14 protein-coding genes are annotated in these 17,090 nt (G+C 62.2%); 9 read left to right on the top strand and 5 right to left on the bottom strand.

Features of this window, described 5'->3' with window-relative positions; all coding sequences use genetic code 11:
* Positions 1-4 precede the first annotated feature (4 nt).
* Complete coding sequence (locus tag AO692_RS03255; protein ID WP_054308606.1) at positions 5-736, bottom strand: alpha/beta fold hydrolase; 732 nt, start codon at positions 734-736, stop codon at positions 5-7.
* Between the two features lie 97 nt (positions 737-833).
* Between AO692_RS03255 and AO692_RS03250 the strand changes: the two genes are divergently transcribed.
* On the top strand, positions 834-1,046 hold the full coding sequence (locus AO692_RS03250; protein ID WP_054308605.1) for a hypothetical protein: 213 nt from the start codon (positions 834-836) through the stop codon (positions 1,044-1,046).
* A 21-nt stretch (positions 1,047-1,067) separates the two neighbouring features.
* On the top strand, positions 1,068-2,399 hold the full coding sequence (locus tag AO692_RS03245; RefSeq protein WP_054308604.1) for a sorbosone dehydrogenase family protein: 1,332 nt from the start codon (positions 1,068-1,070) through the stop codon (positions 2,397-2,399).
* Between the two features lie 15 nt (positions 2,400-2,414).
* Here the strand turns inward: AO692_RS03245 and AO692_RS03240 are convergent, their stop codons facing one another.
* The 4 genes from AO692_RS03240 to AO692_RS03225 form a co-directional block, all read right to left on the bottom strand.
* Positions 2,415-4,508: an ATP-dependent helicase gene (locus AO692_RS03240; protein ID WP_244483242.1), complete on the bottom strand. Its 2,094-nt coding sequence runs from the start codon at positions 4,506-4,508 to the stop codon at positions 2,415-2,417.
* Positions 4,509-4,570: 62 nt separating this feature from the next.
* Complete coding sequence (locus AO692_RS03235) at positions 4,571-5,425, bottom strand: LysR family transcriptional regulator (RefSeq protein WP_054308602.1); 855 nt, start codon at positions 5,423-5,425, stop codon at positions 4,571-4,573.
* 217 nt (positions 5,426-5,642) lie between these two features.
* The gene (locus AO692_RS03230; RefSeq protein WP_054308696.1) at positions 5,643-6,467 is read right to left on the bottom strand and encodes an ABC transporter permease; all 825 of its coding nucleotides are present in this window, start codon (positions 6,465-6,467) and stop codon (positions 5,643-5,645) included.
* A 120-nt stretch (positions 6,468-6,587) separates the two neighbouring features.
* Positions 6,588-7,538: an ABC transporter permease gene (locus tag AO692_RS03225; RefSeq protein WP_054308601.1), complete on the bottom strand. Its 951-nt coding sequence runs from the start codon at positions 7,536-7,538 to the stop codon at positions 6,588-6,590.
* 201 nt (positions 7,539-7,739) lie between these two features.
* On the opposite strand from AO692_RS03225, the gene AO692_RS03220 reads away from it, so the two are divergent.
* The 7 genes from AO692_RS03220 to AO692_RS03190 all read left to right on the top strand — a co-directional run bounded on the left by AO692_RS03220 (position 7,740) and on the right by AO692_RS03190 (position 17,060).
* A complete protein-coding gene (locus AO692_RS03220; protein WP_161808035.1) occupies positions 7,740-8,717 on the top strand; it encodes an ABC transporter ATP-binding protein in 978 nt (325 codons plus the stop codon).
* Complete coding sequence (locus AO692_RS03215) at positions 8,714-9,694, top strand: oligopeptide/dipeptide ABC transporter ATP-binding protein (protein WP_054308599.1); 981 nt, start codon at positions 8,714-8,716, stop codon at positions 9,692-9,694. Before AO692_RS03220 ends, AO692_RS03215 begins: the two co-directional genes overlap by 4 nt.
* Complete coding sequence (locus AO692_RS03210; RefSeq protein WP_054308598.1) at positions 9,691-11,241, top strand: ABC transporter substrate-binding protein; 1,551 nt, start codon at positions 9,691-9,693, stop codon at positions 11,239-11,241. The genes AO692_RS03215 and AO692_RS03210 overlap by 4 nt, the downstream gene beginning before the upstream one ends.
* Before the next feature lie 147 nt (positions 11,242-11,388).
* Complete coding sequence (locus AO692_RS03205) at positions 11,389-12,555, top strand: mandelate racemase/muconate lactonizing enzyme family protein (protein ID WP_054308597.1); 1,167 nt, start codon at positions 11,389-11,391, stop codon at positions 12,553-12,555.
* Between the two features lie 23 nt (positions 12,556-12,578).
* A complete protein-coding gene (locus AO692_RS03200; protein ID WP_054308596.1) occupies positions 12,579-13,664 on the top strand; it encodes a mandelate racemase/muconate lactonizing enzyme family protein in 1,086 nt (361 codons plus the stop codon).
* Positions 13,665-13,851: 187 nt separating this feature from the next.
* A complete protein-coding gene (locus AO692_RS03195; RefSeq protein WP_244483241.1) occupies positions 13,852-14,736 on the top strand; it encodes an AraC family transcriptional regulator in 885 nt (294 codons plus the stop codon).
* A gap of 149 nt (positions 14,737-14,885) precedes the next feature.
* A complete protein-coding gene (locus AO692_RS03190) occupies positions 14,886-17,060 on the top strand; it encodes a TonB-dependent siderophore receptor (protein ID WP_054308595.1) in 2,175 nt (724 codons plus the stop codon).
* Positions 17,061-17,090: the final 30 nt, after the last annotated feature.

The raw sequence follows: 17,090 nt of genomic DNA, 5'->3' as shown, positions 1-17,090 counted from the left end.
GTGGTTATTTCGGAGCGCTCTCCAGCCGCTGTTTCAGGAGCCAATCCCACAGCCCGGTATCGTTCAGCGCGGCTGCCTCGATGCCGGAATGATCCACGCCTTCGAGCACGCTCAATCGCACGTTGCGCTTGAGACCCTTGAGCCGTTCATAGAGCACAACGGAATCGGATAGCGGAATGACATCGTCATCCGTGCCGTGGAATACCCAGAAGGCGGCCTTTTCGTTCGTCCGGTTCAAATAATGGCGATTGCCGCCACCCGCTATGGGGACGATGGCCGCAAACCGGTCCGGGAACTGCTCGGCCAGCGCCCAGGCACCGAAGCCGCCGCGGCTATAGCCGATCACGTAGATCCGGCTGCGATCGACGCGGTGTTTTGCAATGACGTCCTCAAGCGCGGCATCCACTTTTTCGATCGGATAGAGCAGTTCCTCGCTTGGGTTCTGTGGGGAGAAAACCAGAAACGGAAACTCCTTTCCGCCCTCGATCAGTTTCGGCAGCCCGCTCCTTTTGACCTTTTCGATATCGCTGCCGCCCTGGTCCCCGCCATGAAGCCAGACCACGAGTGGATATGTCTTGTCGGAGCTGTCGTAGTCCGAAGGCTTGTAGAGCAGGTAGTTGAGGTCGTTCTTGATGCTTGCGTTCGACGTGAGCGCAGTCTGACCCGCGAACGCCGGCATCGGGCTCCACAGAGCAATCGACGCGAGCGCGACAACTGACAACAACGATCGAAACATGATCCATCCTTTGCATGCTAAACGACGACCGCATCCAGGCTGGCCGCCATCGGGACACTGATTCCCCTGCCCAAGGCATCGATAACATGCCGCGCTGATGGTTGAGGATAAAGCGCGTTTCGAAGCGAGCCGCCGCACGCTGGAGGCGCAACTCCATCTGTTCCGCACCGGTCAGCGCGGCGGCTGCGATCGCGCCCATCTGATGACCAAGGCAGCAAGGGGATTGAGCGACCGGAACATCGAAGCGTTGGCGACATTCTTCTCGAACTTGCCGCATGACAACGCAACCTCGACAGCGGAGCGGCGTTGATCCCGAACTGGGAGGTCGACCGTGAAGAAACTCATCATCACGCTTGCCATACTCGTCGTCGCGATCGCCGGCGGCGGTTTCGCGCTCGTCTATGCGTCACGCCACCAGGCCACGGTCCCCATCGAGCAGACTTATGGCGCGAGCCCGACGCTTGCCGAGCCGCACCCCGAATGGCTGCCGAACGTCAATGTGGCCGAAGCCATGCCGTGGCCTGACGGCGGCAAGCCGACGGCCGCGCAAGGGCTGACAGTGAACGAGTTTGCCGGCGGCCTGGACCATCCGCGCTGGCTGCACGTGCTGCCGAACGGCGATGTGCTGGTGGCGGAAAGCAACGCGTCGCCGAAGCCGGAGACCGGCTTCAGCATTCGCGGTTTCTTCACAGACCTCTTCCAGAGTCAGGCTGGAGCGCAAACCCACAGCGCCAATCGCATCAGCTTGCTCCGCGATGCCGACGGCGATGGTATCGCCGAATTGAAAACGCCCTTCCTGGAAGGCCTCTCGTCGCCTTTCGGCATGACCTTGCTAAACGGCAAGCTCTATGTCGCCAATGCCGACGCGATCGTCGCCTTTCCCTATCAGGAAGGGGCGACCAGGATCGACGCGCCGGCGGAAAAGATCGTCGACCTGCCTGCCGGCCGCAACCACCACTGGACGAAGGACGTCATCGCAAGCCGGGACGGCACCAAGCTCTACGCCACCGTCGGCTCCAACTCCAATGTCGGCGAGAACGGCATGGACGAGGAAGAAGGCCGCGCGGCGGTGCATGAGATCGACCTCGCGACCGGCAGGATGCGCCTGTTCGCTTCCGGGCTGCGCAACCCTAACGGCCTGTCGTGGAATCCCGAGAACGGCGCACTCTGGGTGGTGGTGAACGAACGCGACGAGATCGGCAGCGACCTGGTTCCGGATTACATGACCTCGGTCCAGGGCGGTGGCTTCTACGGCTGGCCCTACAGCTATTACGGCCAGCATGTCGACGACCGCATCCAGCCGCAAAAGCCGGATCTTGTCGCACGTGCGCTCAAGCCCGACTATGCGCTCGGCCCCCACACCGCCTCGTTGGGACTCACCTTCAATCCAGGCGACCGGTTCGGGAGCGAGATGAGGAATGGTGCTTTTGTCGGGCAGCATGGTTCCTGGAATCGCGTGCCGCGCAGTGGCTACAAGGTGATCTTCGTGCCGTTCATGGGCGGGAAGCCATCCGGTCCGCCGAAGGACATCCTGACCGGCTTTCTCGACCAGGACGACAAGGCCCGCGGCCGGCCGGTCGGCGTGGCAATCGACAAAAGCGGTGCTCTTCTTGTCGCGGACGATGTCGGCAATAAGGTCTGGCGGGTGGTGCCTGCGCAATAATGGATTATCGCTCGATCACTTCCACATCGACCGCATCTTGCCCTTGAGGTCGACATTGGTGCGCGGCCGCGCGGACTGCTCGTCGCGAAGCGCCTGGCTTGTCCACGACGTCAGATGGAAATGCTGCAGGATATGGGCCGGGATGAAGCGCGTTTTCGAGGCATAGACATGCCGGTCGCCGCGCGCCGCCTGGCCGGAGGTGTAGAAACGCTGCGGCGTGATCAGGTGCAGCGAATCCTTCGCCCGCGTCATCGCGACATAGAGCAGGCGGCGCTCTTCCTCCAGTTCCTTGCGTTCGCCGGCGCTCAGATCGATCGGGATGCAGCCGTCGACGGCATTGAGGAGAAATACTTTGGTCCATTCCTGGCCCTTGGCCGAGTGGATCGTCGACAGGATCAGATAGTCCTCATCGAGGAGCGGCGGCCCCGCCTCATCGCTGGTTGCGCTCGGCGGGTCCAACGTCAGATCAGTCAGGAAGCGTTCGCGGGATGGATAGCCCGAAGCGATTTGCTCCAGTTGCAGCAGGTCCGCCCGACGCGCCGTCGCGTCCTCGTGCTTGCGTTCCAGGTGCGGCTCGTACCAGAGCCTGGCCCGCTCCATCTCCGACGGCCAGGCGGGGCCACGGCGCAGGTCCGAGAAGAGATCGACGAATTGCGGCCAGTCCTTGGCCGCGCGCGCCGGCGGCGCGAAACGCGCCAGACCCATCTCCAGGTCGAGCGACTGCTCCATGCTGTCGATGGCCTGGGTCGCGGCGGCAGGCCCGATGCCTGGCAAAAGCTGCATCACACGGAAGCCGGCGATGCGGTCGCGCGGGTTCTGCACGAAGCGCAGCACGGCCAGCACGTCCTTGACGTGGGCCGCGTCGAGGAACTTCAGCCCGCCGAACTTGACGAAGGGGATGTTGCGCCGGGTCAGTTCGACCTCGAGCGGCCCCGAATGATGCGATGCTCGGAACAGCACCGCCTGCTGCTTGAGCAGGGTTCCGGTCTCACGTTCCTTCAGCACCTCGTCGCAGATGTAGCTCGCCTGCTCGGCCTCGTCGCGAACGGTGACGATCGCCGGCTTTTCACGCGACGAGCGATCGGTCCACAGGTTCTTGGTGAAGCGTTCGGCCGCTTCGCCGATGACGGCGTTCGCGGCGTTCAGGATCGCATCGGTCGAACGATAGTTGCGATCGAGCGTGACGATTTCGGCGGGCGAGGGGAACAGGGTCGGGAAGTCCAGGATGTTGCGGACTTCCGCGGCGCGGAAGGAATAGATGGACTGGGCATCGTCGCCCACCACCGTCAGGCCGGCTCCGTCCGGCTTGATCGCGGTCAGGATCGACGCCTGCAACCGGTTGGTGTCCTGATATTCGTCGACCAGGATGTGGTCGAAGCGCGAGGCCAGATGCGCCGCGATTTCCGGTTCCGCCGCCATCTGCGCCCAGTAAAGCAGCAGGTCGTCGTAATCGAGGATGTTCTGCCGCTGCTTTGCCTCGACATAGGCACCGAACAGCCGCTTCAGCTCTTCAGTCCAGCCGACGCACCAGGGGAAACAGTCGCCGACGACCTGTTCGAGCGCGTCCTGCGAATTGACGACACGCGAATAGATCGAAAGGCATGTCGCCTTGGTCGGGAAACGGTTCTCTGTCGCGGAGAAGCCGAGCTCGTGCCGGACCAGGTTCATCAGGTCGGCGGAGTCCTCGCGATCATGGATCGTGAAGCTCGGCTCCAGCCCGATCTCCAGCGCATAGTCCCTTAACAGCCGCGCGCCGATCGAATGGAACGTGCCGGCCCATGTCAGCCCTTCCATCAGGCTCGCGGCGCGCTCCTTCATCACTTCGGCCGCGATACGTTCGACGCGCTTCGCCATCTCGGTCGCGGCCCGGCGGGAGAACGTCATCAGCAGGATGCGCCGGGGATCGGCGCCGCGCACGATCAGATGCGCGACGCGGTGGGCGAGCGTGTTCGTCTTGCCCGATCCCGCGCCTGCGATGATCAGAAGCGGTCCGCAAGCGGCGCCTTCTCCGTGCAGGACCGCCGCCCTCTGGCCGTCGTTCAGCTTCGACAGATAGGCGGGGTCCTCGATCGAATCACGGATGGCGATGTTCATGGGGGCATGAAGCATCGTTTCCGTTTCGTTCGCAATGGTTGCGAAGCCGGCGTGAGGTTTTCGGGCCGCCGAAAGGCTCAGCTTATGGCGACCGCCTTCAGGCGCTCTGCCAGATCACGGGCGGGGGAGTAGTCCGACAGCCTGCCCGTCACCAGGCACGCATGTGCAATCGGTGCTGGCGGCAGATGTTCGTCGGCGAGCCCGGCGCCACAGACCTTGCACACCTCAGGCGTTACCAAGGATACACCCATGCCACCGCGGAGCGATCTTTCGAAGGCGCTCCAGGATGCGCTTTCAGCAATCAGCGTGTGCGGCACATTGCGCGCCCGCAGCGCTTCCAACGCGTAACGCCGATAAACGCAAGGGTCGGGAAAGAAGATCAGCGGCAACGGGCCGTCGTCATGTTTGTAGGCGGGCCCTCCAGCCCACAGAAGCTGCTCCGACCAAAGCACATCGCCGATCACCGGAGACGCCGCCAGATCGCGCACGATCGCCATCTGGACTTCCCCTTCCTGGACCTGCCTGGTCAGCTTGACGGAAGAGCCGGTCTTCAGCTCGATCCTGACATCGGGAAAGGTCTTGTTGAAGGCGTTCAGGATATCGACGACGCCGGGCCGGACGCAGTCGTTGACAATGCCGATCGAAATGCTCTCCACGTCCCGTTTCGGCCGGAAATAGAGATCGATGTGGTCGAGCGTGTCGATGATCTTGTCTGCCTGACGGTGGAAGAATTCGCCATCGATGGTCTTTTCCATGACGTTGTTCTTGCGATGGAAAAGCTTGCGTCCGAGCTCGTTCTCAAGCTTGCGGATCTGATGGCTCAATGTCGACTGCGTGGAATTGAGACGGTCGGCAGCACGGGTCACATTGCCTTCATTGGCAATCTCCAGAAAGCTGCGCACCATGGTGGTTGAGATGTTCAAGCGCCTCATCAGGGCCTTCCCGACATCGTCTTGCAAACCTTGTGTCCACTCGTTCCGGACGTTTGTGCTTCTTGGCCTGGCGTCCGACGAGATCCATCGAAGAGATTGCAAAAAATGCACCGGTCCAGCGACAAACGCAACCAGCCACCCAGTGGCCTGGCGGGCAGGGCGAACATGGTAACCGCCTGCCTCGCCTTGCGCCTGCCAGATCTCTCGATGTGGCGGTCTATGCGCGACGGGATCGGGGATCGATGGCGTCGCGCAATGCTTCGCCGCACAGGGTAAAGCCGAGCGTGGCGATGGCCAGGACGAGACAGGCTATGATTGCCGGGGCGTATCCTTTGGAGAGGTTCTGATAGCCGTCCTGCAGCAGGCTGCCCCAGCTCGCGAGTGGCGGCTGGATACCCAGGCCGAGGAAGGAGAGGCTCGCTTCCAGCGCGATGACCACCGGTATTTCCATTGCCGCAAGAACGACGACGGGCGCCAGTACGTTCGGGATGACGTGAAAGAACACGATCCTTGGCTTTGAGGCTCCGATGATCTGTTCGGCCTCGATGAAGGGCGCGTTGATGACCGACAGGGTCTGTGCCAGCGTGACGCGACCGAATTGCGGAACCAATGTGAGTGCGACGACCAGCACCACCATCGGCAGCGAAGGGCCCACCACCGCCACCAATGCCAGCGCCAGTATGATGCTGGGAAACGAAGACACGGCGTCGAACAGGATAGTGATCGTGCGTTCGATGGCCGGTGTCGTATAGGCGCCGGCCACGCCGAGCACGATGCCGAGCGACAGCCCGATCAGGATGGCCGAGAGGGCGACGCCCATCGCCACCCGCGTGCCATGGACCTGGCGGCTGAACAGATCGCGGCCAAGCTGGTCCGTGCCGAAAAGGTGATCGGCCGAAGGTGGCGCGAAGCGGTGCATGATGTCGAGTGCGTTCGGATCTTGCGTCGCGATGTGCGGCGCGAGTGCCGCACAAAAGAGGATGAGCGTGACAATGGTCAGGCCGATGAACCCGCCTGGCCTGGAAGCGATCTGCCGAAGCACCCCCGCGACGCTTCCGGCGACTGTCAGACCACGAGCGTTCGCGGTTTCGTGGAGACGGGGACGCGGAGGCATGCTTCGCGCCGCGACGATTGCGGTCGGTTCGGTATCGTGCACCATCGCCTAGCGCTCCTGCCTGCCGGCGCGGATGCGGGGGTCGACGAGCGAATAGCTCAATTCCACCGCAAGCTGCACGAGCACGAAGATGACTACGACCACGAAGACCACGCCCTGGATGACAGGAAAGTTGCGGCTGACGATGGCATCGTAAAGCGTGCTTCCCAGACCCTTGCGCGCGAAGAGGATCTCGATCAGCACGGCGCCGCCGAGCAGGCGGCCGACAATGATGCCGAGGGTCGCCAGCGTCGGCAAAAGCGCGTTGCGCAGCGCATAGGTGTAGGTGATGCGCCAGTTCGAAATACCGAAGGCGCGCGATGTCCTGATGTAGTTTTCGCCGAGAACCTCGATCAGAGAGGTGCGCAGAAGCCTGGCGAGCAGTCCGATATAGCCCAGGGACAGCACAAAGGCGGGAAGGATCAACCTTTGCAGCTGGTCGAGCCAACCGGTCCCGGTCCCCAGGATGGGCAGCCAGTCGAGCCAGACGGAGAAAACCACCAGGAAGACAATCCCCAGTATGAAGCTCGGCATCGAAACGAACACGATCGAGGCGACGGCAAGGACTGCATCCGAGCGGGAACCTCTGTGCGTCGCGGCGAATATGCCAAGCGGCAATCCCACCGTGACGGCAATCAGGACCGATGCCAGGGCGAGGGCAATCGTGTTTGGCAAGACATCCAGCACGATCGTGCTGACGGGGCGGCCCGTGATGACGTCCACGCCGAGATTGCCCGTCGCAACATTGGCGAAGAAGAAGAGCACACGCTCATACAAGGGCTTGTCCAGACCCATCTCGGTGATGAACTGGCGCGAGAATTCGGCGCTGGCCTGTGGGCCGAGCAGCACGGACGCCGGATCGCCCGGGATAAAAGCGGTAAGGCAGAACAACAGCGTCATGGCGCTGACGATCGACAACACCGCCGTTGCGACGCGACGCAGAACAAAAGAGCCTGCCACTTGTCTCCTCCTCGGGCGTTTCCCTGGAACGCTTTTTTCAGACACGATATCACCCACATGCCGCATCCGGTCATGGTGAATCCCCATAGCGGGTATGGTGTTTCTCCATTTGCCGGCGCGCTGTTTTTTTGTCAGGTCTGCCCCCAGGCGAAGTGGCGCCCAACGTCAACCTGCCACTTTATCGAGCCGTGGATGATGCCGGTGGATGGACCGCTTCTCGCCATACGCGATCTTGACCTCAGGGCGACGACGCCTCGTGGCGAGGCGCATATCCTCAAGAACATCGATCTCGATATACCGAGCGACGGCATTGTCGGTGTCGTGGGCGAGTCGGGGTCGGGAAAATCCAGCCTCGCCAGTGCATTGATCGGGCTGCTGCCGGCCAACATCACCCATATCAGCGGGCAGATCCTGCTTGGCGACACCGATCTGCTGGCGCTGGGTGAAAGGGAAAAGCAGGCGCTGCGCGGCACGCGCCTGGCGATGATCTTCCAGGATCCGATGACCGCCCTGAACCCGCTGTTCTCGATCGAGCGGCATCTCGTCGATGTGGTGCTGAGACGCTGGCCCGGCCTTTCCCATGCTGAAGCGGTCAAGCGCGCCGAGGCGGCCATCGCGGCTGTGGGCATTGCCGATGCGAGGCTGCGGCTCAAGAGCTATCCGTCCAATCTGTCGGGAGGCATGCGTCAACGCGTGATGATCGCCATGGCATTGCTCGCCGAGCCCGATCTTCTCATCGCCGATGAGCCGACCACCGCGCTCGATGCCACGATCGAGGCACAGATCATCACCCTGCTGAAGGAGCTGCGGACAAGGTTGTCCGGCTCCATCCTTTTCATCTCGCATCATCTGGGCCTCGTCGCGCAATTGTGCGAGCGCATTTGCGTCATGTACGGGGGCACGGTCGTGGAGGTCGGCACTTCGGCTGCGATCATGCGCAGCCCGGCCCATCCTTATACGCGCGCACTGCTTGCCTGCATGATCGACGAGGCCGAGGCGGATCAGCCCTTGGCCTTCATTCCCGGTGAGGTGCCGGACCCGGTCATCCCCGTGGCGGGCTGCATCTTTGCCCCACGCTGCGCGAACACGGTCGATACATGCCGGCAAACGCGGCCGGCGCTGCGAGACTATGGCAAGGATCGCAAGGCGGCCTGCCATCGGCTGGAGGAGATCGCGTGAGCGCCGTCTCTCTGAGCGATGTGTCGGTCCGCTACGGCCGTGTGCGCGGCCTGGACGGCGTCTCCTTTGCCATCGAGGCGGGAGAGCGGGTCGGCCTGGTCGGGGAATCCGGATCCGGCAAGTCGACGCTTTGCCGGCTGCTCGTCGGTCTGCGTGCCGCGACGGGGGGAGAGGTCCGGATACTCGACCGTTCTATTCCGGATCACCTGAAAGCCGATCCGTCCGGATTCCGTCGCACCGTTCAACTCGTCATGCAGGATGCGCTCGCCTCCTTGTCTCCGCGCATGCGTATCCGGGATCTGTTGGCAGAAGCGATCAAGATCCATGCACTGCCACTGGAAGAGGCCTGGGACTGGATCGAGACCCTGCTCGGCCGTCTCGGCCTTTCGCCCGCAATCCTCGATCGCTATCCCCACGAAATCTCGGGCGGCCAGGCGCGCCGCCTGGCGATCCTGCGCGCTCTTTTGCTGAAGCCGCGCATCCTCGTGGCTGACGAGCCGACCGCCGGCCTCGACGTTTCGGTTCAGGGCGGACTTCTCAATCTTCTGATCGACATCCAGCAAGAACTGTCGCTGACCTGGCTTTTGATCAGCCACGACCTTCGCGTCATCCGCCGCGTCACCAGCCGCGTGATCGTCATGTATCTCGGACAGGTCGTCGAAGAGAGCGACACCGAAGCGCTTTTTCGAAGGCCCGCCCATCCCTATTCGACGGCACTGCTGTCGGTCGATGCCTCGAACGCCGCCGAACGCGGGGCGCGCCCGATCGTCCTGCAGGGCGAAATCCCCAGCCCCGTCAATCCGCCGTCGGGCTGCCGCTTTCACACGCGCTGTCCGGTGGCGAAGGCGCAATGCCGAGACAAGATGCCTGAGCTCCAGCCGCTGGATGGCGGCCGCAGGGTTCGCTGTCATTACCCCTATTCACTGCAATTCGATCAAGCTTCGACGTCAACTTTCGCCAGGGAGGCAAGCTCGTGACCCATCATCCTGTCCTCACCAGAAGAAGCCTGCTTTCAGCGTCGGCCGCGGCCGCAGCTCTGCTGATGGCCGGTGCGCGACCGACAACCGCGCAAGGAAGGACCAGCCTTGTCGTGCGTGTCTCCAAGAGTGCGGAAGCGCTCGATCCCGTCTCCCGCACCGGCCAGGTCGACGGGAACGTCATTCGCTCGATCTTCCAGAAATTGATCTCCTTCAAGCCGAACATCTACGAATGGGAGCTCGACGCGGCCGAGAGCATCGAGCAGGTTTCGCCAAAGGAAATCCGTTTCAAGCTGAAACCCGGCCAGATGTTCACCGATGGTTATGGGGAGATGACGGCCGAGGACGTCAAATTCAGTTTCGAGCGCTACGGCCAGCCCGATGCCGACGGAAAGATCTCGGCCTACAAGGACGATTGGGAAAGCCTGGTCGAGGTCAGGGTCGACGACAAATATTCAGGCCGCCTTATCCTGTCGGAGCCCTCGCCGGCTCTCTGGAAGGTCGCCCTGGCCGGTGGATCCGGTTGCATCGTTTCGCGCAAGGCCGTCGAAGAGCGCGGCGTGAAATATCGCCAGCAGCCTGTCGGTTCCGGCCCCTACAGGGTGGCGTCGTTCGAGCCGGGGCAGCGTGTCGTGCTGGAGGAAAACCCCGACTACAGCCGGCGCCACCCGGACTTCAAGCAATGCGTCGCGCAGTTGATTGCCAACGCCAAGACGGCCGAACTCGCACTGCGCTCCGGCGAGATCGACTTTACCGAACTGCCGATCGGGGCCGATCCTGAACTCGCGAAACTGCCGAATGTGAAAGTGTCCACGATGCCCGGCCAGCGCTTCGTCTGGCTCGGCATGAATGTCGAGCACGGCGCGCTCGCCGACCTCAAAGTGCGGCAGGCTCTTCGCTACGGGGTCGATGTCGATCAGATCGTCGAGGCAGGTTACGAGGGCCTTGCAAAACGCCTCAACGCGATGTTGCCCGAAAGCGTCGACGGCAACTGGCCCGACGCTCCTGTCTATCAACGCGATGTCGAGAAGGCCAGGAAGCTGCTGGCCGAAGCCGGACAGTCAAATCTGGCCCTCACCATCACCATCCTCAACGAACCGGCTTTCCAGAACATGGCGCTGGTTGCGCAGGCCCAACTGCAGGAGATCGGCGTCCAGTTGAAAGTCGACCAGCGCGAAAGCGCCACCTACTGGTCGGCCGGGAAAGGCGATGGCGGCAAAACGCTGGAACTGTTCATTCTGCGCTTCAACGCCCATGTCGATCCCAATTTCAACACCCGCTTCTTCCAGAGCGAACAGATCGGACAGTGGAACTGGCAGCGCTGGTCCAGCCCCGAGTTCGACGCCCTGCACAAGGCAAGTTCCACCAACATGGACCCCGAGGCGCGCTATGCTCAGGTCCGGCAGATGCAAAAGCTCATGGATGACTCGGCCGCGTTCATCTGGCTGACCAACGAAGCCATCAGCTACGGATATTCCAGCCGCATCGCGCCAGCCATCATGCCGAACGGCAACGACTGGAATTTCCATTATTTCGCACACGCCTGACAAAGGCGGCCGCGTCGGCGTCACGGACGCCGGGATCAGGATCGCATCGGCGCCGGAGCGCCGATGAATGGCGGAGCTCTGCTCTCGGCTCCGCGAACAGAAAGACGGCGCGACAGAACGTCCGTCCCATCAGATGAAAAGGTAGCTATGCCCACGTCCACGATTAGTCGCGTCGAGCCCTTGCTGATCGACAAATACCTGCTGGTGGAAATTGAAACGCAGGATGGCCTCGTCGGTCTTGGCGAGGCCGGAGCCTGGGCACATTTTGAAGCGACAGCAGCCACGATCGAAAAGTTCGCGCGCTACCTAGTCGGTAGGGACGCCGACCAGATCGCCCGCCATTGGGACACGCTGCATCGTTTCGGAAACTATGACGGCGCCGTCACCATGGCTGCCATCTCGGCGATCGACATCGCCCTGTGGGACCTGAAGGGCAAACGCCTGGAAAGGCCTGTCTACGACCTGCTCGGCGGCCCTGTGCGAGAAAGGATCCGGGTCTACGGGCAGGCGCGCGGCGAAACGGCCGAAAGCCTCATCCGATCCTGCACGGACCTGGCCGATAGCGGCTATACCGCGATCGGCCACATCAATCCTTTCCTCGACGGCGCCGGCGCCACCCTGTCGTGCAATTTCGCGCGTTCGATGGACGATGCGATCAAACTCGCCTTCGAGATCAGGGCAGCCGTCGGGCCTGATGTCGATCTCTGCTTCGATCTGCATCGCCGTCTCAACCCGGCGCAGGCGATTGCCGTCGGCCACGGCATCCGCAAGGTCTATCCGCTTTTCTACGAAGATCCGATAAGGCCGGATTCGACCGATGCTATGGCGCGTGTGCAGGCAAGCCTGCCAATTCCCATTGCGACGGGCGAACGCATCTACAGCCTTGACGATTTCAAGCAGCTTTGCCTGTCGCGCGGTGCCGCCTATCTACGGCCGTCGATTGGTCTTTGTGGCGGCTTCACCGGGGCGATGCGCCTCGCCGCTCTCGCGCAGGCCTTCGACATAAGCCTGGTTCCCCACAACACATTCTCCCCCGTCGCCACGCTCGCCAGCCTGCATTTGAGCGCCGCGATCCCAAACCTCCTGATCTGCGAATATCCGACCTCGCTCTACCTCGATGGGATCGCCTCGACGCAGCTTGTCGGCAGCGCGCTGGTCACGAACATTCCCACTTTGGAAAACGGCTACGTCGCCTTGCCCCAGGGACCCGGGCTCGGCACCGGCCTCTCCGTCGCCGCACGCCGCGACTTCCCGATGCAGGCCATCGAGATCGCCATGCACCGCAACGGCGACGGATCGAACGCGGAGCACTAGGGGATGTCGAACGGAAACTTGCCATGAAGATAATCGCTGCTGACGCCACATATTATCGATGGCCGCGCAAGGCGCCGGTGAGCAACGGCATGCACACCTGGACCGACATTTCCATGTGTCTGGTGACGATCAGGACCGACGGAGGACCGGTCGGAATTGGCGTCGGCAGCGCTTCGCCCGGCGAACGGCAGTTGCGGGACGAATTCTGCTCGCTCATTGTCGGCATGGATCCGACAATGACCGAACTGATTTCGAGCAAGCTGTCGGACACCAAGATGTATGGCCGACGCGGTTTCGAGACGGCCGCCTTGTCGCCGATCGACATGGCGCTCTGGGACATCAAGGCAAAGCTCGCCGGCCTGCCGCTGCATCGTCTTGTCGGCGGCTTCAGGGATCGCGTGCCGATCTATATCGCCGGCGGCTACTACGGACATGACAAGAGCCTGAAGGATCTCCAGAAGGAGATGGTCGGCTACGTCAAGAAAGGCGCCAGGGCCGTCAAGATGAAGGTGGGCCGGCTGTCGCAGATCGATGATGCGAAGCGCGTCGAGGCTGTACGGTCCGCCGTCGGCTACGATATCCGGCTGATGCTGGATGCCAACTGCGCCTACCGTTCCCACGAGGCGGTACAGTTTGCCAAAAGGGTGGAAGCTTGCGACATCGCCTGGTTCGAGGAGCCCGTCGGGCCCGAGGACTATGCAGGTTTTGCCAGGATCGGCCGCCGCACATCGATCCCTTTGGCCGCTGGCGAGCAGGAATACCGCATCGCAGGTTTCCGAGACCTGATGGCGACGGATGCGGTCTCCATCATCCAGCCGGACGCGCGTTGGATGGGCGGCATCACCGAATTCATGAAGGTCGCAGCCCTTGCCCAGGCCCAGGGCCTCGACATTGCCGCGCATGGTCCGCAGCATGTGCATCTGCCGCTGGTCGGTGCGATCCCGAACGGGATTTACGCCGAATATTACGACGACGATTTCGAGACGCCTTCCGGCCCCGCCTTCGCGGAGGAGTTCGCTGTCGACCCGGATGGCAGGATTGCGCTGTCGATGCGGCCGGGAGCGGGGTTCACGCCGAACGACGAGGTCTTGTCGCGATATGAGCAGTGACGGGCGCACCGCCCTGAACTGCTTGGGATAATCGATGATCGGACGCGAGATCGTGGTTGCCTGGCCTGGATCCGATCGATCGGACCTCGCAGTGAGCCGAAGGGCTTGCTGTGAAAACATGAGTGTTGTACTCATGAATCTTCAATGATCTCATCCCTGACGAAGTGACCAAAGGATGGGGGCAGGTTTGAACTTCCGCCCGAAGATGCATGCCATGGTCCACGGCTTTGCCGTGGTCGACAACCTCAAATGGCGCGCGTGGGACGACGTGGTCGCCGATGTCTGGCGCGCCCAATGTGCCCAGGACGCACAGGGCGACTATGTCTCGCCGGACCCGCGCCTGTTCGTGATGCTCGATCTCAACCCGGGCGGGGTCTTCGTGCTGGACCAAAAGGGTGCGGGAACCGCCGGTCGGCACGACGCTGCCGAAACCATGAGCTACGTGCCGGCAGGCATGCCTGTCAGCGGCCACGGCGAGAGGCTGAAGCGGATCCAGCACCTCGATCTGCATTTTTCGGAGGCAGCCGTGACGCGGCGTTTTGGGCGAACCGTGGATCAGGCGCGCCTGTCGGTGCCGCGTTTCCAGTTCCGCGATGCCAAGATCGCAATGCTGGCCCGCGCCATCGCCGATGAATGCACGAACCCTGTCGCAATGCATGGCCTGTATGGGTCTGGGTTGGTCAATGCGCTGCTGGCACTGCTTTTCGACATCCGGCACGAGCAGAGACAACGCAAGTCCCGCCTTTCGCGCGGCCAGCTGCGTCTGGTGACCGAATTCATGGAAGCCAACTGCTTCAGGCCGATCCGGCTTGGAGAGCTGGCCGAGCTGGTCGATTTGTCGGAGACCCATCTCAGCCACGCGTTCAAAGCCTCGACCGGGTTGCCGCCACATCGTTGGCAGATGAGGGCCCGGATCCGCAAGGTGCAGGAGAAACTGCGCCGAGAGACTTTGACCCTGAGCGAGGTTGCGCTCGCAGCCGGTTTTTCCGACCAGGCGCATTTCACGCGCGTGTTCAAGGCCGTGGTGGGGCTGACGCCGGCCGAGTGGCGCCGCAATGCCGTGGATCGATGACCGGCTTCGATGCGGGACCGGCGTTTTCAGTCAAGAACCGACAATTCACAGCAAGAAGGTCCAAGCCACTGTCAAATAAGATGAGTTAATAGCTCAACTTATTGAACGGCCTTTCGGATGCGAAAGGCCAAGTGGCTCGGGGATGTTGCATGGCAAGTGTTCCGTTCAGGTTGCTTGGGGTTTCAGGCGTCGCGATCGTCGCTGCGCTGGGCTCCGCTCACGCTCAGCAATCCACCGTGCTGGACAGGATCGTCATCCAGGGCGAGGGCGGCGAGCAGACAGGCGACCGCGCGGCCGCCACCGGCAAGGTGAAGGGCGTCGTGGCCAAGGCCACCACGACCGGTTCCAAGACAGCCACCGATATCAAGGAGATCCCCCAGTCGGTGTCCGTCATCGGCCGCGAGGAGATCGACGAGCAGGGCGCGCAGAAGGCAGACGAGGCGCTGCGCTATACCGCCGGCGTGTTTACCCAGCCCTTCGGGCCCGACAGCGACACCAACTGGATGTTCATCCGCGGTTTCCAGGCCACGGCGACCGGAACCTACATGGATGGCCTGCAGCTCTTCAGCCACGGCTTCGGCGGGTTCTACGTCGACCAATTCGGCCTGGAGCGCATCGAGGTGCTGAAAGGTCCGGCATCGGTGCTTTACGGTGGCTCCAACCCGGGCGGCGTCATCAACTATGTCAGCAAACGTCCTGATTTCGAAACGCGGCGCTATGTCGAGACCGGCATCAACGATGCCGGCAACGCTTATCTCGGCGTCGATCTCGGCGGCGTTTCGAACAATGCCGTCAGCTACCGGGTGCTCGGCAAGATTGCCGGCGGCAACACCTATTCCGATCTCCAAGATGGTTGGCGCGGCTTCATTTCGCCAAGCGTGACCTGGAAGCCGGACGAACAGACCAGCCTGACCATCCTGGCGAACTACAGTCATATTGATGAAAACCACAATGGTGGCAGTTTCCTGCCCTATGAGGGTACCGTCGTCGACCGTATCGTCGGCGGGATCAACTACGGGCGCATCCCGCGCGATGCGAACTACATGGAGCCGGATGTCGATCTCTACAGGCGCGAGCAGGGCGCCCTGGGCTACGAGTTCGAACACACCTTCGACAGCGACTGGACGATCCGTTCCAACGCCCGCTTCAACGCGGCCAACGTCAAGGAGGTCAGTGTCTATCCCAATGGATGGTCAGGGCCGACCACGCTCGACCGGATCAATTTCGGCCATGACACGGATGTCACTTCCTTCCTGTTCGACAACCAGGTCGAGGGCAAGTTCGACACCGGCGGCATCGAACACAGGCTTCTGGCGGGCATCGACTACAAATATTTCAACATCGACCAGGTGCAGTCGTCGGCGCTGTTCGGCACGACGCCGCCCATCGACGCGTTCAATCCCGTCTATGGGGCGGCGCTGACGCCGCGCGTCAGCTACCTCGATCAGGATCTGAGCCAGCAGCAGCTCGGCCTCTATGTCCAGGACCAGTTGCGTTTCGGTGGCGGCTGGATCGCCACCCTGAACGGCCGCTACGATCGCGGCTGGCTGAGCGCGCACGATCGGCCGAACTTCTACGCGCCGACACAGGACACCACCCAGAAACGCAGCGATGGCTCGTTCTCGGGACGCGCGGGCCTCGCCTATGAATTCGACAACGGCGTGACGCCCTATGCCAGCGTCGCCACTTTCTTCAATCCCATCATCGGCACCAATGCCGCGGGCGAGCTGTTCGAACCGGAAGACGGCGTCCAGTACGAGGTCGGTGTCAAATATGCGCCGACCTTCGTCGATGGCCTCATCACGCTCTCGGTGTTCGACCTCACCCGGCGCAACGTGCAGTCCAACCTCACGCCCTTTACTTATGTCCAGACCGGCGAGGTGCGATCGCGCGGCGTCGAGCTGGAAGGGAAGGTCAACGTCACCGACGATTTCAAGGTCACCGGCGCGTTCACGGCCTACAATATCGAGATCACCAGGGACGAGGATCCGACGATTGTCGGCAAGCGACCCTTCATCGTGCCGGAGGTGATGGCATCGGCAAAGGCCGATTACACCTTCCGTGGCGACTGGTATGACGGTATTTCGGTCGGCGGCGGTCTGCGTTATGTCGGCTCGTCCTGGGCCGACAACCAGAACACGCTGAAGGTTCCGGGAGCGACCCTTGTCGATCTCAAGCTTGGTTATGAGAAGGACAATTGGGGTGTCGATCTCAACGTGACCAACGTGTTCGACAAGGCCTATGTCGCAAGCTGCCAGACCGCGCTGACCTGCAGCTACGGCGAGGGGCGCGCCTTCAAGCTGAAGGCCTATGCCACCTGGTAGCAGCCGCTATCTCGTGATGTTTGAGGACCG

Origin of the sequence: Mesorhizobium sp. 1M-11, assembly GCF_001303895.1 — a bacterium.
GTDB lineage: Bacteria > Pseudomonadota > Alphaproteobacteria > Rhizobiales > Rhizobiaceae > Mesorhizobium.
The sequence above is the reverse complement of the archived record's forward strand: the minus strand, read 5'-3'. Positions and strand labels throughout refer to the sequence as shown.

Bases quoted from the DNA above. Each gene is read 5' to 3' on its own strand.
- AO692_RS03255 (WP_054308606.1), bottom strand. From the start codon at position 736: ATGTTTCGATCGTTGTTGTCAGTTGTCGCGCTCGCGTCGATTGCTCTG.
- AO692_RS03250 (WP_054308605.1), top strand. From the start codon at position 834: ATGGTTGAGGATAAAGCGCGTTTCGAAGCGAGCCGCCGCACGCTGGAG.
- AO692_RS03240 (WP_244483242.1), bottom strand. From the start codon at position 4,508: ATGCTTCATGCCCCCATGAACATCGCCATCCGTGATTCGATCGAGGAC.
- AO692_RS03235 (WP_054308602.1), bottom strand. From the start codon at position 5,425: ATGAGGCGCTTGAACATCTCAACCACCATGGTGCGCAGCTTTCTGGAG.
- AO692_RS03205 (WP_054308597.1), top strand. From the start codon at position 11,389: ATGCCCACGTCCACGATTAGTCGCGTCGAGCCCTTGCTGATCGACAAA.
- AO692_RS03200 (WP_054308596.1), top strand. From the start codon at position 12,579: ATGAAGATAATCGCTGCTGACGCCACATATTATCGATGGCCGCGCAAG.
- AO692_RS03190 (WP_054308595.1), top strand. From the start codon at position 14,886: ATGGCAAGTGTTCCGTTCAGGTTGCTTGGGGTTTCAGGCGTCGCGATC.